The organism is Bacillus carboniphilus, from assembly GCF_020524035.2.
In the GTDB taxonomy this organism is placed as follows: Bacteria; Bacillota; Bacilli; order Bacillales; family JAIVKR01; genus Bacillus_CC.
The window spans coordinates 663,316-686,805 of sequence record NZ_CP129013.1 but is presented as its reverse complement, the minus strand read 5'-3'; the positions used below and the strand labels follow the sequence as shown (position 1 = coordinate 686,805).

Annotated in this window: 16 protein-coding genes; 2 read left to right on the top strand and 14 right to left on the bottom strand. The window is 35.8% G+C overall.

Going from position 1 to position 23,490, the window contains the following annotated elements:
* Positions 1-11: 11 nt before the first annotated feature.
* The 11 genes from LC087_RS03445 to LC087_RS03395 all read right to left on the bottom strand — a co-directional run bounded on the left by LC087_RS03445 (position 12) and on the right by LC087_RS03395 (position 15,260).
* Entirely contained in the window at positions 12-665 is a 654-nt protein-coding gene (locus LC087_RS03445) for a TetR/AcrR family transcriptional regulator (protein WP_226539749.1), read from the bottom strand.
* Between the two features lie 287 nt (positions 666-952).
* Complete coding sequence (locus LC087_RS03440) at positions 953-1,747, bottom strand: SDR family NAD(P)-dependent oxidoreductase (RefSeq protein WP_306020755.1); 795 nt, start codon at positions 1,745-1,747, stop codon at positions 953-955.
* A gap of 455 nt (positions 1,748-2,202) precedes the next feature.
* On the bottom strand, positions 2,203-3,135 hold the full coding sequence (locus LC087_RS03435; protein WP_306020019.1) for a hypothetical protein: 933 nt from the start codon (positions 3,133-3,135) through the stop codon (positions 2,203-2,205).
* A complete protein-coding gene (locus LC087_RS03430; RefSeq protein ID WP_306020018.1) occupies positions 3,021-4,799 on the bottom strand; it encodes a hypothetical protein in 1,779 nt (592 codons plus the stop codon). Before LC087_RS03430 ends, LC087_RS03435 begins: the two co-directional genes overlap by 115 nt.
* A 363-nt stretch (positions 4,800-5,162) precedes the next feature.
* Entirely contained in the window at positions 5,163-5,399 is a 237-nt protein-coding gene (locus LC087_RS03425) for a YncE family protein (protein ID WP_226539750.1), read from the bottom strand.
* A 265-nt stretch (positions 5,400-5,664) separates the two neighbouring features.
* On the bottom strand, positions 5,665-7,248 hold the full coding sequence (locus LC087_RS03420; RefSeq protein ID WP_226539751.1) for a YncE family protein: 1,584 nt from the start codon (positions 7,246-7,248) through the stop codon (positions 5,665-5,667).
* A gap of 315 nt (positions 7,249-7,563) precedes the next feature.
* Positions 7,564-9,195: an NTTRR-F1 domain gene (locus LC087_RS03415; protein WP_226539752.1), complete on the bottom strand. Its 1,632-nt coding sequence runs from the start codon at positions 9,193-9,195 to the stop codon at positions 7,564-7,566.
* Positions 9,196-9,351: 156 nt separating this feature from the next.
* Positions 9,352-10,992: an NTTRR-F1 domain gene (locus LC087_RS03410; RefSeq protein ID WP_226539753.1), complete on the bottom strand. Its 1,641-nt coding sequence runs from the start codon at positions 10,990-10,992 to the stop codon at positions 9,352-9,354.
* 58 nt (positions 10,993-11,050) lie between these two features.
* Positions 11,051-12,688, bottom strand: a complete 1,638-nt coding sequence (locus tag LC087_RS03405; RefSeq protein ID WP_226539754.1) for an NTTRR-F1 domain — start codon at positions 12,686-12,688, stop codon at positions 11,051-11,053.
* Positions 12,689-12,950: 262 nt separating this feature from the next.
* Positions 12,951-14,588 carry an NTTRR-F1 domain gene (locus LC087_RS03400; RefSeq protein ID WP_226539755.1) on the bottom strand — a complete coding sequence of 546 codons (1,638 nt, stop codon included), beginning with the start codon at positions 14,586-14,588 and terminating at the stop codon, positions 12,951-12,953.
* 549 nt (positions 14,589-15,137) lie between these two features.
* Positions 15,138-15,260: a hypothetical protein gene (locus LC087_RS03395; RefSeq protein WP_264189855.1), complete on the bottom strand. Its 123-nt coding sequence runs from the start codon at positions 15,258-15,260 to the stop codon at positions 15,138-15,140.
* Positions 15,261-16,058: 798 nt separating this feature from the next.
* Between LC087_RS03395 and LC087_RS03390 the strand changes: the two genes are divergently transcribed.
* The gene (locus tag LC087_RS03390; protein WP_226539757.1) at positions 16,059-17,603 is read left to right on the top strand and encodes an NTTRR-F1 domain; all 1,545 of its coding nucleotides are present in this window, start codon (positions 16,059-16,061) and stop codon (positions 17,601-17,603) included.
* Positions 17,604-17,884: 281 nt separating this feature from the next.
* Here LC087_RS03390 and LC087_RS03385 read toward each other — a convergent pair whose 3' ends face one another.
* From LC087_RS03385 to LC087_RS03375, 3 genes are all read right to left on the bottom strand, one after another.
* On the bottom strand, positions 17,885-18,541 hold the full coding sequence (locus LC087_RS03385) for a YncE family protein (protein ID WP_306020012.1): 657 nt from the start codon (positions 18,539-18,541) through the stop codon (positions 17,885-17,887).
* Between the two features lie 58 nt (positions 18,542-18,599).
* Positions 18,600-19,547 (bottom strand): NTTRR-F1 domain, encoded by a 948-nt coding sequence (locus LC087_RS03380; RefSeq protein WP_306020010.1) that lies wholly within the window; start codon positions 19,545-19,547, stop codon positions 18,600-18,602.
* An 80-nt stretch (positions 19,548-19,627) separates the two neighbouring features.
* Positions 19,628-21,265, bottom strand: coding sequence for an NTTRR-F1 domain (locus tag LC087_RS03375; protein WP_226539759.1), 1,638 nt, complete (start codon positions 21,263-21,265; stop codon positions 19,628-19,630).
* Between the two features lie 624 nt (positions 21,266-21,889).
* Here LC087_RS03375 and LC087_RS03370 point away from each other — a divergent pair.
* Positions 21,890-23,464 carry an NTTRR-F1 domain gene (locus LC087_RS03370; RefSeq protein WP_226539760.1) on the top strand — a complete coding sequence of 525 codons (1,575 nt, stop codon included), beginning with the start codon at positions 21,890-21,892 and terminating at the stop codon, positions 23,462-23,464.
* The last annotated feature ends 26 nt before the right edge of the window (positions 23,465-23,490 follow it).

The window sequence follows — 23,490 nt, the reverse complement described above, 5'->3', positions numbered from 1 at the left end:
TTTTCCTGTCCTTACGAAATTGACTCTTTATTAAGATTTTTCAGTAAAGCAGTAATAACATTTAAATAAGATGATGCAAATTCAGGTGCAACATACCCTGTCCCTGATTCTTCAATCGCTTGCTTTTGCCGCTCAGTAATAAAAGCCATTGGATACAACCCTTGAACTAAAGCAAGCTGATTAATTAAAAACTGTTCAAGTACTTCTTCATGTATAGAAGGCAATAGTCCACCTAATAATTCAAGGACACGATGTTGAACCTCCATCATCTTTCTTTTAAATTGAGCAAGCGCCTCTGTAGATACGTTTTTTTCCAATACAGTAAATAAAATCGCGAGCAAACTTAAGAGACGTTTGTTTTTGAGATAGGCATTCGTCCATCCCTCAGCCACCTCTTCTACCGTATACGATTTTCGAACATGAAATGCCTCTCCAATATCCTCGGACCATGAACGCAAATCATGGATTAAAAGTTCTAGTAAAATTTCTTCTTTACTAGTGAAATAAATATAGAGATTGGACCTTGCAAAACCTGTTTCTTTGGCAATAGCCGCAAAGGTAATGTCATCATATGAAACTGTGTCATATAGATGAGCTGTAGCCTTTACCACTGCATCTATTCGTTGTTGTTTTTGCTCATTCGTTCGAGCCCGAGAAAATCCCATAACCACCACTCCTTGTCATAATATGGATTTCATTTTATACAATTATAGCCTAGACCACGTTCATATACCCATGGAAAACCCTATAAAATTACCTCTACTATCATGATTAACGATAAAACTGAGATGAATTGTATAATGAAAAACGGCAATCCCAAATTGATTTTCCTATTCATTCAAAACTGTATTATTTCATACACAAAAAGACAAGTGTTAATAAGGGCGAGGAAACTACTTTATGGCGATGTTAATGTCCCGTGTTGTTCGTTTCACTTTTTAAACAGCCTTTACTAAGATTTTTTCTCTTGCATTTGTCGTATTTGTTTCATTAACATTTTCTTTGGTGTGAATGGAATAGCTTCAACTTGCATTCTTTGTGGAAACGTAAGACCAGAAAAGACATTTAATTTTCCTGCTACCATCGCTTTGTATCCATCTTCGGCTACAACCTTTGCGCTAGAAGGTTGATCAAACATTTTTGTGTTATCTAAATCTGCTTGCTTTTTGAACCCTGTTTCTGTTGCACCAGGTAATAAGGCAGTCACCGTTACATCTGTATCAGAAAGTTCTTCGGCAAGTGCATTACTAAAAGACGTAACATACGCTTTTGAAGCAAAATAAACAGCTTGTAATGGCCCAGGCACTAAACTTGCCGTAGATGATACATTAAGAATTTTCCCTTCATTCCGATTTACAAAACCAGGTAAGAATAGGCGTGTGAGTGTTGTTAAAGCTATTACATTTAAATTGATCATCTCTATGTCCTTTTCCAAATAACGCTCGTAGAAAAGACCTCTACCTCCCATTCCAGCATTATTAATTAAATAGTCGATCTTGACACCTGCTTGATTCACTTGTTCATATATTTCAAAAGGGGCAGTCGGCAACGTTAAATCTTTCACAATGGTCATAACATTTACTATATAATTTCTTTCTAATTCCTTTTTAAGTGCTTTTAGCTTTTCCTCACTTCTCGCCACAATCACTAAGTCTCCTCCTTGTTCGGCGTGAAGATGGGCAAATTCCTTCCCGATTCCACTGGATGCTCCAGTAATTAATGCTGTTTTCTTTTTCATAGCTGTCATTCCTTTCAAATTGTTATTCTCCAAAATAGACGACGCGTCGTTAATAAAATTTTAAAAAATAAATTCACCCTAAATTATTTCATATGGTTTTGAACCTCATATTAAAGTGAGTGTTTACACAACAAATAACAACCAGTTGTTAAAAACGATTATAAGAGACGAGGTGTCACTTGTCAATAAAATTACTTCTACGTTATTTTTTGAAGAATATTATTAAATAAACGGCCAATCCAACAATTTGAAGGTAATAACTGTATTCATACCTTCACTCTTACAAAACCGTTGTCTTCAATACTTTTGGTACAATAAGTTTAAAGTAAGCCCCACATTAAATACCCTCACACATTCCATTTTAGACATGCGAGGGCTAAAAATTCAAAAATACATCAGTCAAGATGAACCTGTTGTTTACGAATTCATATCGTAGGTTTGTCGTTTTCTTCACTTTCAAGCCTTTATTGATGTATCATTCCCGTATCATCCGTTGTTAGATCATTGTTCCCCTCACTACCTTCAGGATCAAAGGAACAATCCGTTAAAGTAGTTTCGGCTCGGTAATCAGTAGCAATTGCTCCACCAGCTTCTGCTGTATTCTTGGTAAAAGTAGAATTGGAAATTTCCATTAAGCTTTGATCAAAATTATAGACGGCTCCGCCACGATACCCAGCTTTATTTGATGTAAATTGAGCTGAATTAAGCACTACATCCGTGTTCTCCACTTGTGAAGCTCTAGTTACCGTGTAAATGGCACCTCCATTTGAGCCTGCCTCATTAGAGTTAAAAGTACTAGCTTCCAATATTGGTCTTGCGCCATAATCAAGATAAAGAGCGCCACCCATAAATTCGGCTTTGTTATTTTCAAATGTACAATTTTCCAATTTACTGTCTACTCCAACTCGGTCAACAACCGCACCTCCATATATGGCTGAATTATTAGAGAACGTAACCGTTGAAAATTGTGGAGAATTGCTATAGTTATAAACCGCTCCGCCTTCTCTGGCATAGTTATTTTCAAACGTTGAATTTTGGATAGCAGTTGAAAAACCGACATATTCACCAAAATTTCCAGTTTTCCCACCTTGGTAATTCAACAACCCACCACCTTTTTGCTGGTAAATGACATCTCCATTAGCGTAACCATCAGAAATAACAAACCCGTCAACCAAACTATCGTTTGCTCCTACTAAAACATGGTACGAATTATCGGTTTGATCATCTTGATTACCGATGTTTCCACTTAAAATCGTTTTATTATTCCTTACATCTCGTTCACCTAACGTACTTTCACTTCCACTAAATCCACCGTAGATGCTAACCCCTTCGCGAAGATAAAAGGAAATACTCGATCGTCTGACTTTGTAGGAGTATAAGTTCCGTTTGCTACCCAAACATCTGCACCGGCTTCATAGGCATAATCAATAGCGGTTTGTATGTCACGAAAAGCATTATCCCAAGATTTCCCGTTCCACTCCCCTTCTTTCCCATCCGCTACAACATACACAACATCTACATCTTGTTCTTCCATATCCACTTTTACCTCTGGTATCTCCATTACAGACATTTGTTCATTTAGAACAGATTCTTTTAGTTTTTCAACAATTGTTTCGTAACGATCAGACGTTTGCTCGTTCACATTTTCACTTTTATATCCCATTTCTTTCCCGGCATACGGTGATGTTTCAGATAAATTAAAATCCAAGTTATCTACATCAGCAAAAAGGGGATCCTCTTCTTGGTTTCCTTCTCCCGTATATCCTCCTTCAATAACAGAGTTCGTAATATAAGGGGTACTCTCATGCCAATTATAAATATTACCTAAATCATAAAGACTTTCATTTCCCCAAATAATGGAGTTACTAACAACCGGGTTATTAGGATGTTTTCCTGTTCCTTGATATAATCCTGCACCTACATCATCCGCATAATTATTCGCGATGGTTGTATTCAAAATGACCGGTAATGATGCTCCATCATTTCCAATTGCAGCAACTGAGCTAGCTGTATTATTAACAAACAAACTATTGTAAATAAGAGGTGAGCAAGTAAAATCATTGTACATTGCTCCACCTTTTTGTTCGGTAGAATTTCCTATAAACTGTGTGTCAATAAAATAGGGAGATGTATTTATATCGTTACTAACCGCTCCCCCTCTGGAAATTGCAAAATTATTAATAAACTTTGTATTCACTATGATCGGAGCTTGTTTTTCTTCACCATCACTATTTTCTTGACCAATTCCCTCACCAAACTCGGTAGAGACCATGTTGTACATCGCTCCAGCTTTCATTGCCGAATTATCTCTAAATATACAATTAATGATGATCGGAGCCGCTTGATAATTAACCATACCTGCACCAATCCCTTCACTGATACCTTCTAGGATCGCTTCTGGTGTGGTGTGTGTTTGACCTCCTTTTCCTTCTTGCGAGGTCCCTTGACCTTCACCTTGCCCTTCTGGTGATGCACCTTGTCCTTCACCTTGTCCCCCTTGAGCTATTCGTCCTTCTGTCACAAATCCATAACCATTTTCTATAATGAAACCATCTAAGATTGCTTGGTTTGCACCAATCACAATATGGTATGAATTGTCTTCCTGATTTCCCTTCTCACCTATATCACCAGATAAAACGGTTTCGTTATCTTCCCAATCTCGGTCAGACCTTGATTCTTCCGTCCCTGAGAATCCACCATACAGCGCAACTCCATTAACCAGTTCGAAACTTATGGACCTATCATCTTCTTCAGTAGGAAAATACATTCCCTCAGCTACCCATATTTCTGTATCCTCTGCATTTTCTACTTGATTTAATGCATCTTGCAAACTCCCTAAGGCTTGATCCCAGCTAGAACCATCACCTGATGACCCTTCCTTTACATAAATAATCATCTCTCTTTCTTGTCCTTCTACACTAGCTAATAGTTGCTCAACATTATTCAAACTAGATGTAATTTCATTTTGATTACCATTTTCATCGTCGGTATTGTTACAACCCATTAAAACAATTGAAACAACAAGTACTAAAATTAATATTGATTTATATGCTTGTTTCATATTCAACTGTTCCTCCATTTCATTATATCTTTATCGCTTAATCTTATTTTGATGGCACCATATGTAGGAAATTTAGTGTCCTCATATTTTATAACTTTTACTTAAACCAGTCTCTTCATCCACGTAAATATAAGTCAAAACTAAAAAAAGCACTCAGACTTTTTTGACGAAAATTTGAAAGCTTGTTAATGTTGAACACTTTGGACTGACAAGTGAATAATAACAACTGAAATTTCATTTGATAAAATATAATTCCCTTTTACATGAATGAACCAAATAACACAGTACTTTACTGAGGTGTTTCAAAATTGACAGGAGTTTCTCCAAATAAAAACTGACTAAGAAATTGAAATAAACAACGACTTAAATAAAATGGGTTATCGCTTGTGGACTCCCTCCAACAGTGACCGTTGCTATTACTACATTCGTCATCCCATCTATAACAGAAACGTTACCAGGTCCATTATTGACAACATATATTCGATTTAAATCTACATTTACGGTAACTGACTGAGGAAAAGCACCTGTAGGCACAGTTGCTGTAATTACAAATAAGTTGCCATCAATAACTGAAACACTTGCTCCATTGAAATTTGTCACATAGATTTGATTAGTAACTTCATTCTTACCTCCTTTTCTAATTTAGATATATGATATGTAAAAAAAGAAGAAGCGTCATGGACGTGAGCGGATTTTGCGGTGAATTAGGTACTCATTTCCCATTGGCTAATCCATGAAATAAGATTTATCCTCACTACTAAACCTTCTTGTATGGGAGATTAGGGGGTTTTGGTGTTTCTTCATGTCCTACACATAGATTTATCAATCCACGTCTCTTCTTTTTAATGGACGAAAGCAACACGAATTAAACGAATGTAATAGCTAAAGGACGATCGCCTACCGTAACCGTTGCAATGATCATATTTAAATCCCCATCTATAACGGATATATTATTTTCATTCGTTACATAAACATAATTCAAACTTTCAACCACTTTAATTCCTAATGGAGAAAATCCTACTGTGACCGTTATCAAAACAATATTTGTCCAGCCATCGATGACGGAGATGTTATCACTAGCTCCATTTGCAACATAAATGGTATTCGTACTCTCATTAATATCCACTCCTCTTGGTACATTATTAACCGTTGCTGTAGCAATGATATTGAATGTATTTCCATCAATGACTGATACGTTATTTGATGCAAGATTAGCAACATAAATGCGATTGGTCACTTCATTAATGGCTAGTCCCTCAGGAAGATCCCCCACATTAATGGTAGTTGTAACTACAAACCCTTGATTTCCATCGATTATAGATACACTTGAATCATCGTTTGTGACATAAATTAAATTTCTTATTTCGTCAATACCTACTCCTCTTGGGAAATTACCAACCGTTACAGTATTAGTGATGAGATTAGTTTCTCCATCAATAATAATAACTGTAGACATAGTTGTTTCATTTGCTAAGCAAATATAATTCTCAACTAAATTGACCGCAACTCCAAAAAGACCCACTTCTTCTCCTGCTGTTATGGTTGTGTTAATGATATTTGTACCAACTTCAATGACTGACACGGCATTTACAGTTATAGTATCCACCATTGAAGAATCCACCGTATTATAAGCATAAACTAGTTCTGTTATTGAGTTAACATCAATACCCGTAGGTTTTGTAAATCCCGTAATCGTATCTATTACCGAATTCGTATCAACGTCAATGACAGAAATGTTGTTAGAATCAAAATTTGTTACATAAAGGAGTGCGATACACATCACTTCTGTCAATCCAACTATTTGGATATTTTGTCCATTAACATTTGCTTTAGCTGTAATAATTGATTGCTGTGTAACGGTGGGGTTCCCCACTGATACAGTCGAAACAAAATTGCCATTTCCATCTGTTACAGAAGGGTTTGGAAAGAAAGAAACACTGGTCACGTCCACTTCGAATGTGATATCAACACCTGAAATCGGCATTTGATCAGTGGTCAAGTTCCCCGAAATTTGCTCATAGCAATCGATCATATCCGGTATGAATAAATTCAATTGTGGCGTAGCAGGATAGTTTATTTCCAGTAAATCCTCCGGGCTTGAAACAAGTAAGCGAATAAATTGGACAAACTCACTCATCTCGTTAAACAAAGTAACTGTTGGATGAATGGCCGTTGTAGTGATGATATCGCTTCGATTTGCAAGATTGACTTCCACTTCAATTAAAAACGAAGACAATGAAGCTGCGCTGAACAAAACACTTTCCGTACTGTTTGCACTAACAGTAAATGAATCCGAATTATTTAGTGACTCAGGTGACGAACTTTCGTCTAAAAGTCGAACGGTTATCATAGCATTGTTTGATGGATCTGTATTACGAACACGCACTTCAATGTTACTTAACGCTAAATCTGTGTTATCAACAGGGCCTGTAGTAAAAAGTATAACCATGTTTAAAAGCCTCACTATAATATTTTTCTATATTTTATGAAAAGTATCATGAAAAGGATTGGACGATTGCGGAAATTAATCAAAATTCAGCCTTATCATTCTTTTAACGATGGGATGTCACCACTATAACAATTCATAATTGTTAAGGGGAAAAGGGTAAGAGAGAGTATATGTCTGTTGATTATGTCGATCCTTCTCATTTGTAGAAACGTATCTACTTACCATATTGGCCATGCATTTATTAGATAATCCTCTCCATTTAAGAGGAGAAATAATGAATCTAACACTATGTTTCCTTCTTCAAAAGATGAAAACCTAATCAACCACAAGCACTCCTGGACCTGAACCAACATTTAAAGTAGTCTCCAAGCTAAACGAGTTTGTGTTTAAAAACGATACGGTATCATCAGATTGATTAGCTGTTACGATTGTTGACCCATCTGAAGAAATAAAAAAATAACCGTTTGTAAAACCTGCAATGCTTTTATTGGTCACAGAGGAAAAGGAATCACCACAGCGGCTGATTTCATATAAATTATTTACGCCATCACTCGTCACAGCTGAAATAAAGATGAGAGTTTCTTCTTCACCTTCAAAGACTTCCGAAATGACATTTGGTGATGGCAATGAGGAAAAAGCAATAGTATTATTGAATAACTGGATGTTTGTCGTTTCTTGAAAATTCGTCGTATCAAATGCATTAAAATAAACAAATAAATTGGTAGTGTTTCTTGTTGTTTCAATGTTATTAATACCTGTATACAAATAATTCCCATCTAAAGAAATAACCATACTTAACATCATATCGCAATCATTAAACACATTTTCTTTGATCACCTCACCAGTGCTAATGTCAATAACACTAAATCTCGCAACCGTGTTTCTTACTTCACCTTGGCTCCCTATAATTAACTGTTGAGCATTCGAAGCCAAGGCTAAAAATAAAGTAAAACCATAGTTCGAATTTAGAGTATACGTTTCAGTTATCACTAAACTCTCCGTATCAATTTGAACAACAGATGTAGATCCCACGCTTGCGACATATAAATTCAGCCCATTACTTGATATCTCAACAGCCGTTGGGTTTTCCCCTACCGTCACTACTCCCGCTAATTGATTTGTGCTCGTATCAATGACATTTACGAATCCTGCTGTAGATTCATTAGTTGTGATGAACACTTTTGAACCATCTGGACTAACCGCAATGTTTCGATTGTAATAGAAATCCGTAACACCACTTACAGGAATTGTAGTTAATACCTCCTGAGTCGATACATCAATGACAGAAACATATTGTTCATTTCCAAAAGCGATATAGAGTATTTTTTTCTCGTCACTAAAGGCACGAATCATCGCATTAGGGGTATTTCCAACTGTGAGGGTATTGAAGGTATCTTCAAAAATAATTGAAGTTGTATCTGTACTGGTATTTCCGACATACGTATTCGGTAATGGGGTTAATTCAGCTGTGATACGACTCATTAAAACATTATCAATCACAACACTTGGTGAAAAAGCTAATCCTTGTTTCTCAATGATGACACGTGCAAACCTTGCCTTTTCTGGTACAATAGTTGTTATGAATTGGACAGTAGTAAACTTGCCGTCAGCCCCGTTGGGTAATTGACTTTGAGAAATTGATTCCTCCAAACCAAATCCAACGACTTCTAATAACCAGTTAAGGTATTCCACTCGTATTTTTACAGGAGGAGACGTACCTTTCCTTGCTGTGGCGATCGACAAGGTTAGTTGATAAGCTTCTCCTGTAACAACGTTGAAGTTTTGAAAAATTGATGCGACTACTTCTCCTCCCTTTAACCTTCCACTAAAGTCACCTACAACTACTGGACATGGAGAGGCAATCACATCGGCACTCTCTCCAATCCAAGGGTCAAGAAGTCCATTTTCAAAATTTCCATTTTCTATTAATTTTTGAATGATTGTCATATTGACACCTCTTTATTCAAAATATTCATGACTCTTGATTTTCAAACCCTATATTCGTTGCATAGAGAATAAAATTGCTCTAAATGAGTTGATTTAAAACTTGGTTAATAACTTCTAACTTATCGTTAACTTGATAGCTAGGTATTCATTAATTCTTTAATCCACTACAAGAATTGCTGGACCGGTGCCTACTTCGAGGGTGAGACGAATATTAAAAGTATCAGTAGGAACAAATGAGATTGTGTTCTCTCCTTCATTTGCAGTTACAATTTGAGTGCCATCTGAAGATATAGAAATATACCCTCTGTCAAATCCAGAACTAGTAAGGCCTGGTATACAAATATTAGTCACATTTGTGAAGGTATCTCCACAACGGCTAATCTCAAAGATGTCACTAATATTAAGTCCTACCACTGATACAAAGACAAAATCTTCGTTGTCACCTTCGGATGCCTGTGTAATCACATTTGGATTGCTAGTATCTACTACTGCTACTCCTAACTGAAGAAAAGTCACTTCTTTATAGTCAGACGTATCATACACGTAAAATAGTGCGATATCACAACCTTCATTATCTTCAATTTCGTTGCCAAAATACACAAACTCCTCATCTAGGGAGATCACCATACTAAACATAAGATTAGAACCACCAAATATATTTTCTGTTTTCGTCTCACCACTACTAACCTCCACTACCGAAAATCTCGCTGAAATAGGATCATCGTCTCCCTGTTTTTCGGGGTCCCCTTGACTCCCTATAATTACCTGTTGATCATTCGAAGCCAAAGCTAAAAATAAAGTAAAACTATAGTTCGAATTAAGAGTATACGTTTCAGTTATCACTAAACTCTCCGTATCAATTTGAACAACAGATGTAGATCCCACGCTTGCAACATATAAATTCAGCCCATTACTCGAAATCTCAACAGCCGTTGGGTTTTCACCTACCGTCACTACTCCCGCTAATTGATTTGTGCTCGTATCAATGACATTTACGAATCCTGCTTCAGCATTAGTCGTGATGAACACTTTCGAACCATCTGGACTAACCGCAATGTTTCGATTGTAATAGAAATCAGTAACACCACTTACAGGAATCGTTGTTAATTCTTCTTGAGCGGACACATCAATGACAGAAACATATTGTTCATTTCCAAAAGCAATATATAACAACCGTTTTTCTCCATTAAATGCGCGAATCATGGCATTGGGAGTGTTCCCAACTGTAAGTGTATTAAAACGATCCTCAAATATAATTGAAGTGGTATCTGTACCAGTATTTCCGACATACGTATTCGGTATTGGAGTTTGTTCAGCTATAATCCGAATCATTAAAACATTATCGATTACGACACTTGGTGAAAAAGCTAATCCTTGTTTCTCAATGATGAGACGTGCAAACCTTGCCTCTTCTGGTACAACAGTTGTTATGAATTGGACAGTAGTAAACTTGCCGTCAGCCCCGTTGGGTAATTGACTTTGAGAAATTGATTCCTCCAAACCAAATCCAACGACTTCTAATATACGATTAAGGTATTCCACTCGAATGCGAAGAGGAGGAGACGTTCCTTTCCTCGCCGTCGAGATCGACAAGGTTAGTTGATAAACTTCTCCTGTAACAACGTTGAAGTTTTGAAAAATTGATGCGACTACTTCTCCTCCTTTTAACCTACCACTAAAGTCACCTACAACTACTGGACATGGAGAGGCAATTACATCGACATTCTTTCCTTTCCAAGGAGATAGCTCTCCTCTTTCAAAGTTCCCATTTTCAATTAAATTTTGTATGACTGTCATATCGACACCTCTTTGTTCATATTCAAAATAAAAAAATAGTCATACCATTTCGTAAAGCTTAATCTACTACAAGAACCTCCGGGCCTGCACCTACATCTAGTGTTGTATTTAAGGTAAAGGAGTCTGTATCAAAAAAAGATATGGTGTTATCAGATTGATTTGCTGTTATAATAGAAGATCCATCAGAAGATACTGTAAAAAAACCATTCGTAAAACCATCAATACATATGTTTGTGATCGTTGTAAAAGAATCATTACAGCGGCTAACTTCATAAATATTAGTAAAGAAAATGAATCCTATAACTATATCTATACCGGAAACAAAAATAATTTCTTCTCCTTCACCTTCAGATATACTAGCAATTACATTAGGCTTTGGAAAATTAGCTCCTCCTTTAACTAACTGAAGACAGGTAATTTCTTTAAATTGCATCGTATCATATACTCGTAAAAGCGTTGATCCATTACTAGCCAAAGTAGTCCCTACATACAAAAACATTTCATCGGTGGATATAGACATACTATACATAATTTCACACTCAGCTAATGTATTCTCTATTATTCTCTCACCTGTGCTCACATCGAATATAGAGAATCTCCCAGGCAGATCTTTATCTCCATTACACTGATTACTAAGATCACCTTCTGTCCCTACAATTAATTGTTGATCACTTGAAGTGATCGCTAAAAATAGAGTATATCTGTAGTTCGAATTAAGCGTAAATGTTTCTGTTATGATTAAATTATCTGTATCAATTTGCACTACCGATGTAGATCCCACACTCCCCACATATACATTCGAACCATTATTTGATATTAAAACAGCTGTAGGATTCCCGCCTACTGTCACCACGCCTACTAATTGATTCGTACTCGTGTCAACGACGTTTACAAACCCATTATCTGATTGGTTAGATGCGATATACACTTTTGAACCATCTGGACTAACCGCAATGTTTCGATTAAAATAGTAATCTGTTGTCCCCATTACAGAGATGGTTGTCATTTCTGTGTGAGTTGAAACATCAATGACTGATACATATTCTTCATTTCCAAAAGCGATATAAAGCAATTTTGTCTCGTCACTAAAGGCACGAATCATCGCATTAGGGGTATTTCCAACTGTGAGGGTATTGAAGGTATCTTCAAAAATAATTGAAGTTGTATCTGTACTGGTATTTCCAACATACGTATTCGGTAATGGCGTTAGTTCAGCTGTGATCCGGCTCATTAAGACATTATCGATCACGACGCCAGGTGAAAATGCCAATCCTTGTTTCTCAATAATGAGACGTGCAAACCTTGCCTCTTTTGGTACGACAGCTGTTAGTAATTGGATCGTATTAAACTTTCCGTCAGCTCCATTGGGTAATTGACTTTGAGAAATTGATTCATCCAAACCAATTCCGACAACTTCTAATAACCGGTTAAGAAATTCCACTCGTATTTTTACAGGAGGGGACGTTCCTTTCCTTGCCGTTGCAATTGACAGGACTAATTGATACGTTTCACCCGTGATAACGTTAAAATTTTGAAAAAGAGTCGCGACTTCCTCACCACCCTTTAACCTAGCACTAAAGTCATCTACTATTGAAGGACAAGGAGAGGCAATAACATCGGCATTCTCTCCTATCCAAGGGTCAAGAGTTCCACTCTTAAAATTTCCATTTTGAATTAAATCTTGAGTGATCGCCATTAAAACACCACTTTCATGAATTAGATATTTTTATTTTAGCGTTAAACGATACAACCCTACACTGAACATAGTCGGAATGAAACTATTACGAGGTCAACTATGGAAATGCTGATAAAGCAGGCGCTTTCTAAAGCTAATACAAGGAATGGAAATGAATTTCTAGAAAGGGGCTTCCACATATTTTACTGTGACAACGAATAAGCTCTCATCAATAATTAATACTATACTAGTAATATGAATACTAAAGACCTATATTTGATATCTAATCCACTACAAGCACTTCTGGACATGTCCCTACAGTTATAGTTGATGCCACACTAAATGTGTCTGTGCTAATATAGGACACTGAATTACCTGATTGGTTTGCCGTTGTGATGGTAGATGCATCAGAAGAGAGCATAAAATACCCATTGGTAAAACCATCTATTGAAACATTCGTCACCGTATTAAATGTGTTGTTACAACGACTAATCTCGTATATATTCATTACATCTTGTGAACTATTCACTACTGATACATAGATTAAACTCTCTCCAACACCCTCAGAGACTTCCTGAATCACATATGGAATAAAATAGTTACCACTACCCGTACTCAAAAACTCACTATATAATTGTATATCTATACAATCCCATGTAGAGGTATCAAAGATATTCAAAAACGTTTTCCTAGTTCGTTCATCATTGTCTGCGGTTCCAACATACAAAAATTCTCCATCAGAGGATAATGTCATACTATAAATAATTTCATTCGTATCAGTACCATAAGTTATACTAAAAATAACTTCACTAGAAACGACATCAATGACTTCAAATTTCCCATTACAACTTAAGTCTCCCTGGGGACCAAAACCCCCGACAATCATTTGTTGTTCATTTGAAGTTAAAACAAGAAAAGAAATTGATTCGCCAAAGTCATCTAAAAAATCAAATGTTTCGATTATTATTAAATTCTCTGTATCTAGTTGCGATACAGATTTTGAATTACCATTGGCCACATATAATGTTGAACCATCACTTGTAAGAGCAAGAGCCAAGGGATTCTCTCCTACAGTCACCACATTTGCTAATTGATTCGTACATGTATCAATGATGTTTACAAAACCTGTTCCAAATTGATCAGTAACCATATATACCCTAGAAGCATCAGGACTAACCGCAATGTTTCGATTGTAATAGAAATCAGCAACACCACTTACAGGAATTGTAGTTAATACCTCCTGAGTCGACACATCAATGACAGAAACATATTGTTCATTTCCAAAAGCAATATATAACAAGCGTGTATCTCCATTAAACGCGCGAATCATGGCATTTGGGGTATTTCCTACTGTAAGGGTATTAAAATTATCCTCAAAAATAATAGAAGTTGTATCTGTACCGGTATTTCCGACGTACGTATTCGGTAATGGAGTTAGTTCAGCTGTGATACGGCTCATAAAGACATTATCGATTACGACACTCGGTGAAAAAGCCAATCCTTGTTTCTCAATAATGAGCCGCGCAAACCTCACCTCTTTTGGTACGACAGTTGTTAGTAATTGAATCGTATTAAATTTACCTTCAGATCCATTAGGCAACTGACTTTTAGGGATTGATTCATCCAAACCAATTCCAACGACTTCTAATAACCGGTTAAGGTATTCCACTCGTATTTTTACAGGAGGAGACGTTCCTTTCCCTGCAGTGGCGATCGACAAGACTAATTGATACGTTTCACCCGTGATAACATTAAAATTTTGAAAGAGATTCGCAACTTCCTCACCACTCTTTAACCTAGCACTAAAGCCATCCACTATCGAGGGACAAGGAGAGCCAATAACATCGGTATTTTCTCCTAACCAAGGATCAAGAGTTCCACTTTTAAAATTCCCATTTTGGATTAAATTTTGAATTCGCACAAAAAACTAAACTCCTTCCTATTTTAAAACAGGAAAAGCTTCTCACCCTTTTATTCATGATTACATCACCTATATTTAGGAAAATCATGAATTTTAGTTCACCTTTTTAAATCGTAATATGAGGAAAAAATAATCATCTTTCCTTAAAACATATCCCTATTTTAAAAAGCATTCTTTTACAATAAAAACTGATATAAAAACATAAACTTAAAGAACATATAACAAAACAACAATAAAAACCTTTATTTCACAGTATATTCAACATATGCTATCCAGTGCTATCGATTTAATAAAGAAGTCACCCTAACCTTGTAGCTAAGTTCTGTGAAATACCTAATTCCTATTTTCTATCACAAGCCTTGATAATCACCTTTAGCTCGAATATATGAATATTTATAGAAATCTACATAAATACGTTGAATTATTGAATGACCATTTAATCATAGTTCAATTAAAGAAACCTTTTAAAAAACATTTGAATGTTGATCAATCTTTTCTTGATGTTAATTTTATACATAGGTAGTAATCCAGTATTTCATTATATTTAGATTAAACATTATTACGATTTATACTTATATCTGCTCTAATCCCTGCCTTATCTGAAGGCCAAAGCCCTGTTGGAGTACGATCATTTACATCAATGCCTACTCTAGCTATACTTTCAATGGTCAAGTCTTTTTTCTCTTTATAAAAAATATAATTATCTCGTAAAACTAAGGTTGAATTTACATTTAAGAGATCGAATGTTTGTCTCGTAATCAATCCTGGATTTTGTTTATTGTCTGCCCAAGCATCAATAAATCCTGCATTCGGGAATCTAGTGTAAAAAGGAGTAACTGGAGAAAATTGAAAATCACCTGATATGATGACAGGTAAGCTTGTATTTGCTGGACCACTAAAAAGTTCATTTCAAATCCTTTATTTCTTATGATTAGTTTATGAAGACCTTACAATCATTGTTCTAGACACATTGTTTATTCTATTGAATATTTGTGAATTGTGATCGGAAGAAATTCAGATGTAACCATGATCCCTTATCCTGTTTTAGAAAGAAATGAGAGTACAAGTTAATGGATACTTTCTAATTTTTAAACCTTTATTTAAAACAAGTAATTGGTGATGAAATTTCTCATATTCACGATGTATGCTGAGGAGACGATTTCTTTTAATATCCGCATTTAATTGTTAGAAATAAACAAGTAAAAGTATTACTCATAGAACAAACATACTTAAACGTATCATTTACTAAAGAAAAGCGATTACAACCTCGAGTCTTTTTAAAAAAATCCTACGAAATAACAAAACGGCAAAATCTAGACAAGAGTCCAATCCAAATATTCTTTTGTGAATACTCTAGTACAAGAAAAATCATGATAACTTGATAAAAATAACATTTCATCTCTTAAGAGAGGCAAACATTCTCTGATTGAAATGTTCATCAGATCATATTATATAAAGGAGACGATGATGATGACCCTGCTACAGAATATTGTAATTAACGGGCAATTTCAGAGTGGAGAATTATCTCCTTGGACGGGAATCAATGCATGCATCGTTGAAAACCCATGTCCCACAGTAGTAGGAAGATACAGCGCTCTTTTAAAAGGCGGTTCTGAAGATGCAACACTTGAACAACTTATTAATGTAGTAAAAGAGGAATCATATCAACTTTTTATTTCTCTAGCTGCTAATCAAAAAGGCACTTCCCCTTTTGTTCGGATAGTTCTAGAATATTTAGACAGTGATCTCGTGTTTATTGAAAATGGGGTAGAATTAAATATCGAAAAAAGTCAACTTCCTAACGGCAAACAAGACACATTTAAATTAATAACGGAAAATACTACAACTCTCCCTCAGAATGCTGCCTTTGCTCGATTAATTATCACAAAAAAAGGGATCAAGAATACAACGGCTATCTTTATTGATAACGTAGTATTAAATCGCGTTAACACATCATTTGATGTTACGATACCTTTTGCTTATGTAGGCAATACAGGAGAAACTTCTGTCACACCGCTTCCTATAGGTGATACTATTCAGTTAAGTGGTGGAAATCCGGTTGCGATGGCGTTAGTAAACAACTGTGTTTATGTTGCTAATGGAAGAATCATAACGGTTATCGACACAACCGATGATAGTACAACACCCATTGCCATATCACTCGATACCCTTTACCAATACAATAGAAATATACTTGTCAATAGTAGTGAAACAAAAATTTATGTTTGTGCAGGAGAATCAACGGATTCAGCTGGATTGGTTGTGGTTATCGATACAAGTAGTAATTCACTTGAGGCACAAGTAGAAGTAGGTGTCGAACCCGTAGCTTTAGCACTAACAAGTGACGATGAAACACTTTATGTTTTAAGCCAGACAGCCAATACGGTATCTGTGATTGATACAGATACGAATACTTTTACGGCAAGCTTTACCGCTTCTACAAATCGAACAGACGCAACATTTTTACAAATAAATCCAGACAATTCAAAGCTCATTATTGGCTACCAAAGCGCAAATTCGTTTGATGTATACAATATTCCCGAAAACACTTTCAATCAATCTATAGCCTTTCCTGATTCAGGATTAGAAATGAGAAGTATTGGTCTATCTTTAGATGAATCATACATTTTTATAGGTACTACATCTAGGTTTTTGTCCTATGATTCAACTGATCTCAGCTTCTTTGCTCAAACAGCAGATGATATACCAAGTGGGGACCAAAACACATTTGTTCAAGTGCAAAATAGCACTAACACCATTTGTATTTATGTTGGTATAAGCAGTACAAATCGTGTTTACCAAATTTTAAAGAGAGTAAATGATTCACTAGAGATTATTACAAATGTTTCGATTAGCAACTTTAACTCTGGTTTCATCGGTCTATCAGGAGATAATGAAACGATTGTGACCGCCAATGAGGGCAATAATACAGCATCACTTATCGAACTAGATACCCTTACTATTTTCGGAAATTCAAATGTCGGGTCTAGTCCACAAGTTCTCGTTGTAATTTAGAGGATTATAAAGTTAGTGAATTGGAATTTTTTTATTTAGAGATGAAAATGTAACCTAATTTAAGACTTGCTAAAAAACATTATGGTATTAAAAAAGGCTATTCACTTTCATAATTCGAAAGTAAATGGCCTTTTTTATTTTGTTTTAAGAGTACACAGATGTTAGTCTATACCTCATTGATAAGTTGTACTAAGATGAAGATTTTTTCTATAACATTAACTCATTTTCTGAAATATCATTAAGGTTTAATATTCATTATTATTTATCAAACAACTACATTTTCAATCCACCACAAGCACTTGTGGACCTGTTCCTGTATTTAACAACGTAAACTCTTCAGTTAAAGTAGATGTTTCAATAAAAGACACTGAATTTCCATCCTGATTGGCTACTACGATCGTCGATCCATCAGATGATATTGAATAGAAAGCACCTGAATTTGAAATAGAAATATTGGTCACCGAATTAAATGTATCCCCACAACGGCTAATTTCATATAAATAACCTGTAGAATTATCCTTGTAAGAGGCAAAAATGATGTTATCTTCTTCACCTTCCGTTATTTGACGAATGAGCCCTGGAGTGGTACTGGAAAATTCACTACTATCTTTTAACCTAATTGATGTTATTTGCCCCCAATTGGACGTATCAAATACGTAAAAATTGTAAAATATACATTGAGGTTCTTCAGTTGTTACATATAAATAATTACCATCCAACGATAAAACTATATCATAGATCGGTTCAGCTATTTCATTATTAATAGTAATTTGAGTAATAATATCTCCTGTCTGAATATCAACAACTAAAAATACTCCACTCAATGCTCCAGTCGGCTGAACTTGAGTCGTACCACTTACAACAAATTGATCTTCATTTTCTGTTAAGACCACCAATGCCTGTGAATTGAAGTTCATCCAATTAAATTCATTAGACACATTATATGTTTCCGTTATAGTCAAACTATTTGTATCGATTTGAGAGACATTGTTTGTATTACAACCCCCCAAGTCTATTATTTGTCACAGCAATAGCAACGTATAAGAATGAACCGTCGTTTGTAATGGCCAGCGCCTGAGGTTTCTCCCCTACTGACACTACCCCTATCAATTGATTTGTACTTGTATCAATCACATTTACATATCCTGTATCCGATCCTTCACCCGCAACATATACCCTCGAAACATCTGGACTTACGGCAATATTCCGATTAAAGTAGTAAGTAACGTCTCCATTTACAGAGATGGTTGTCAGTTCTTCTTGAGTTGTAACATCTATAACCGACACATAGTTTTCATTTCCAAAAGCAATATACAATAATTCTGTATCACCATGGGATGCACGAACCATTGCATTTGGAGTCATTCCAACGGTAAGTGTACTTAAACTTTCTTCAAAAAGAATAGAGGTTGTATCTGAACCCGTATTTCCTACATACGTATTCGGTAGAGAAGTAAGTTCTAATGTAATTCGGTTCATCGAAACATTATCAATCACGACACTTGGAGAAAAAGCTAACCCTTGTTTTTCAATAAGGAGACGTGCAAACCTTGCCTCTTTTGGCACTATGGTTGTTAGTAATTGAATGGTATTAAATTTCCCTTCGGCACCATTCGGTAATTGACCTTCAGTGATCAATTCATCTAGACCAAATCCAACAACTTCTAATAATCGGTTAAGGAATTCCACTCGAATCTGAATTCGTGGTGACCTTCCTTTCCTTGCTGTCGCGATAGACAAGGTTAATTGATAGGTCTCACCTGAAATGACATTGAAATTTTGAAAAAGAGAAGCCCTTTGTTCCCCTCCATTCAAGCGGGCACTAAATCCGTCCACTACCGAAGGACAAGGGGATGAGATGACATCGACATTTTCCCCTATCCAAGGGTCAAGTTCCCCAAATGCAAAATCCCCATTTCTAATCAAGTTTTGAATGATTGCCATACAGTTCACTCCCCTTTATTAATACGAAAGTACCTTGCTTTTTTTGAGATCAACTATTTTAGAAAAACTATATAGGTAGTTCAATCCACAACAAGCACTTGTGGACCTGTTCCCGTATTTAACGACGTAAACTCTTCAGTTAAGGTAGATGTTTCAATAAAAGACACTGAATTACTTGATTGATTGGCTAAAACGATCGTCGATCCATCAGATGATATTGAATAGAAAACGCCTGAATTTGAAATAAAAAAGTTGGTCACCGAATTAAATGTATCCCCACAACGGCTAATTTCATATATATAACCCGTAGAATCAACTTTGTATGAGGCAAAAATGAGATCTTCTTCTTCACCTTCCGTTATTTGACGGATAAGTCCTGGAGTAGTATCAGAAAATTGACTACTATTTCTCAACGTAAAAGACGTTATTTGCTCCCAATTGGATGTATCAAATACCAAAAAGATATATTCTGTTGTACCTCCTTGGAGTGTCACATATATAAAACGACCATCCAAAGATAAGGTTATATCATAAATAAAATAAGCAAAATTAAATACTTCCCTAGTAATAATGTTTCCAGATTGAATATCAACAACTAAAAATGCTCCATACCCTTCTTCACCATCATTATTTTCAGTTGCACCACTTATAACAAATTGTTCCTTATTTTCAATTAAGACTAACACTGCCTGCGATTCATTAAGGTCAGAGTTAAATTCATTTGACACTGTATATGTTTCCGTAATAAGTAAACTAGTTGTGTCAATTCGAGAGACATAGTTTGTATTTTTACCAGTTGTAACATCACGAACAACAGCAACATATAAGAACGATCCATCGTTTGTGATAGCAAGTGCCTGAGGTACCTGCCCTACAGAAACCACACCTATCAATTGATTCGTACTTGTATCAATCACATTCACATATCCTGTTTCTGACGCAACATATACCCTCGAACCATCTGGACTTACGGTAATATTCCGATTAAAGTAGTAAGTAACGTCTCCATTTATAGATAGGGTTGTCAATTCTTTCTGAGTCGTGACATCAATAACAGAAACATACTGTTCATTTCCAAAAGCAATATACAATAATTCCGTTTCCCCATTGATAACTCGACTCATCGCATTCGGAGTCATTCCAACGGTAAGTGTACTTAAACTTTCTTCAAAAAGAATCGAGGTTGTATCTGAACCCGTATTTCCTACATACGTATTCGGTAGAGAAGTAAGTTCTAATGTAATTCGGTTCATCGAAACATTATCAATCACGACACTTGGAGAAAAAGCTAACCCTTGTTTTTCAATAAGGAGACGTGCAAACCTTGCCTCTTTTGGCACAACAGTTGTTAGCAATTGTATGGTATTAAATGCCCCTTTAGCCCCATTGGGTAATTGACCTTCAGTGATCAATTCATCTAGACCAAATCCAACAACTTCTAATAATCGGTTAAGGTATTCCACTCGAATCTGAATTCGTGGTGACCTTCCTTTCCTTGCTGTCGCGATAGACAAGGTTAATTGATAGGTCTCACCTGAAATGACATTGAAATTTTGAAAAAGAGAAGCCCTCTGTTCCCCTCCTTTCAAGCGGGCACTAAATCCGTCCACTACCGAAGGACAAGGGGATGAGATGACATCGACATTTTCCCCTATCCAAGGGTCAAGTTCCCCAAATGCAAAATCCCCATTTCTAATCAAGTTTTGAATGATTGCCATACAGTTCACTCCCCTTTATTAATACGAGAGCACCTTGCATTATACCAAAAATCCCCTTATAACAATGAGTGTAATAGGCTTGGTCTGAGAATAATACCCTCACTACACCCATGGAAAGACAATAAATCTCATTTCTATAAACATTAATATATCCTATTCAATAAAGAAGAAAGGTTGCATAATTAAAAGAATGAAACGTCATCAAAAAGACCATTAACTACCGTTGGATACAGACAGAAAGAAACATTAAATTGTCACTACGGTATTTTTAAGAAATAAACGACTCCTCACTAAAATGCGAAAATATCTATTAGGCATGGAGAACACATAAAAGTTTAACCTAATAAAGCCCCCTAAAAAAACTACTAAAAAGATAGGTTCACAAACACCTCAAATATAATTCTCATAGAACAACCATTATAAAACATAAGGTTTAGCGATGACGTGAATAATTCTTTAAGCTTGGGATCACTTGCACAATGAAGACAATGGCATATTTAGTACATGATTTTTTCAAAATAGACGTTCGTCCAAGCCAACACACTCTTTTTTCATAGAATATTAGCAATGGAAAAAAATTAATAAAAAATGAGTCAATATATATTAAACAAAGGAGAAAGTAAAATGGCACTCATTCAAAATTTAATTGTAAATGGCCGGTTTCAACGAGGGGAATTATCTCCTTGGACTGGTGAAAATGCTTGTACCATTGATCATCCATGTCCTACTGTAGAAGGGCAGTATAGTGCTGCTTTGAAAAGTGGAAAGGAAAAGGCAACGTTAGAACAATTCATAAATGTTGTAAAAGATGAGTCGTATTCCTTTTCGATTTCTTTAGCAGCAAACGAAAAAGGAACCTCCCCTACTGTATCGATCATTTTACAATTTTTAGATCTAAATTTTAATTTTATTGAAAACGGCTTGTCGTTAACTGTAGAAGAAGGTCAATTACCAAATGGAAAAGATGGCACGTTTAATACGATCGTCGAAAATACAACCTCTGTCCCTCAAGATGCTGCTTTTATCAAACTTGTCATTACGAAGAAAGGATCCTTACATTCAACAGGGGTGATTGTAGATAACGTGGTCCTTAACCGAATACAAACTGAGTTACAGTTTGATATTCCAAGTGCCTATGTTGGCAATACGGGGGAAGAGTCTGTGAGTATTGTTCCAACTTCATCTATTATAATTCAATTGATCAGTGGAAACCCTGTTGCAATGGTCCTTATCGACAATAATGTTTATGTGGCCAATGGAAACACGATCTCTGTCATTGATACGGAAACAAATACAGTTAGCGAAAACATTCCACTAGATTTTTTTATAAGCTATCAAGCCAATCGTAATATTCTCACGAACAGTGATGAATCCATTGTTTATGTTTGTGCAGGTCAATCTACAGATAGCTTCGGGTTAGTAGGAAAAATTGATACGTCAACAGCTTCTAGGGAAGCTCAAATTACGGTTGGACTAGAGCCTGTTGCGTTAGCACTAACAAGTAATGAAGAGACACTGTACGTATTAAATAAAACTGATAGTACAGTTTCTGTCGTGGATACAAGCCTCAATGTTTCAACCGTAAGCTTTTCATCATTATTAGGAAATCCCTCTTTTTTACAATTAACACCCGATAATTCAAAATTAATAATCGGTTATGAAAGCATCCCTGGATTTGCTGTATACAATGTTCCTGAAAACACAATTAATCAGTTCATTGACTTTCCTGCATCTTTAATAATGCGCAGTATTGGTCTCTCCTTAGACGATTCTCGAGTTTATATGGGGTGTTCAAGTTCTTCAGGAGTAGCATTTTTATCTTATGGAGTAGATGACCTTAGTTTAAATCAAATCCTCTTATTATCATCGAATACATCTGCTAGCCCTAACACTTTTGTTCAAGTCGCAGACAGCAGTTCCAACACTTCTTTTATTTATGTTGGGGAAGCAGGTACTAATCTTGTCTGGCAAATTCAAGATAATTTTTCTTCGCAAACATTGACAGTTATTACAAACGTATCCGTCAAAGACTTCAACTCGGGGTTCATTGCATTATCTAAAGACAGCAATTGGATTGTGACAGCGAACGAAGGTGATAATTCGGCTTCTTATTTAGTCACAGCCTCAACTTCATCTACCTTTTATCTGTTTAATAGCTATTCCACAGGATCCAGTCCCCAAGTTTTAGTTGTCACTTAATTCTTTCGTTGAGTGAAGTAGAAGGT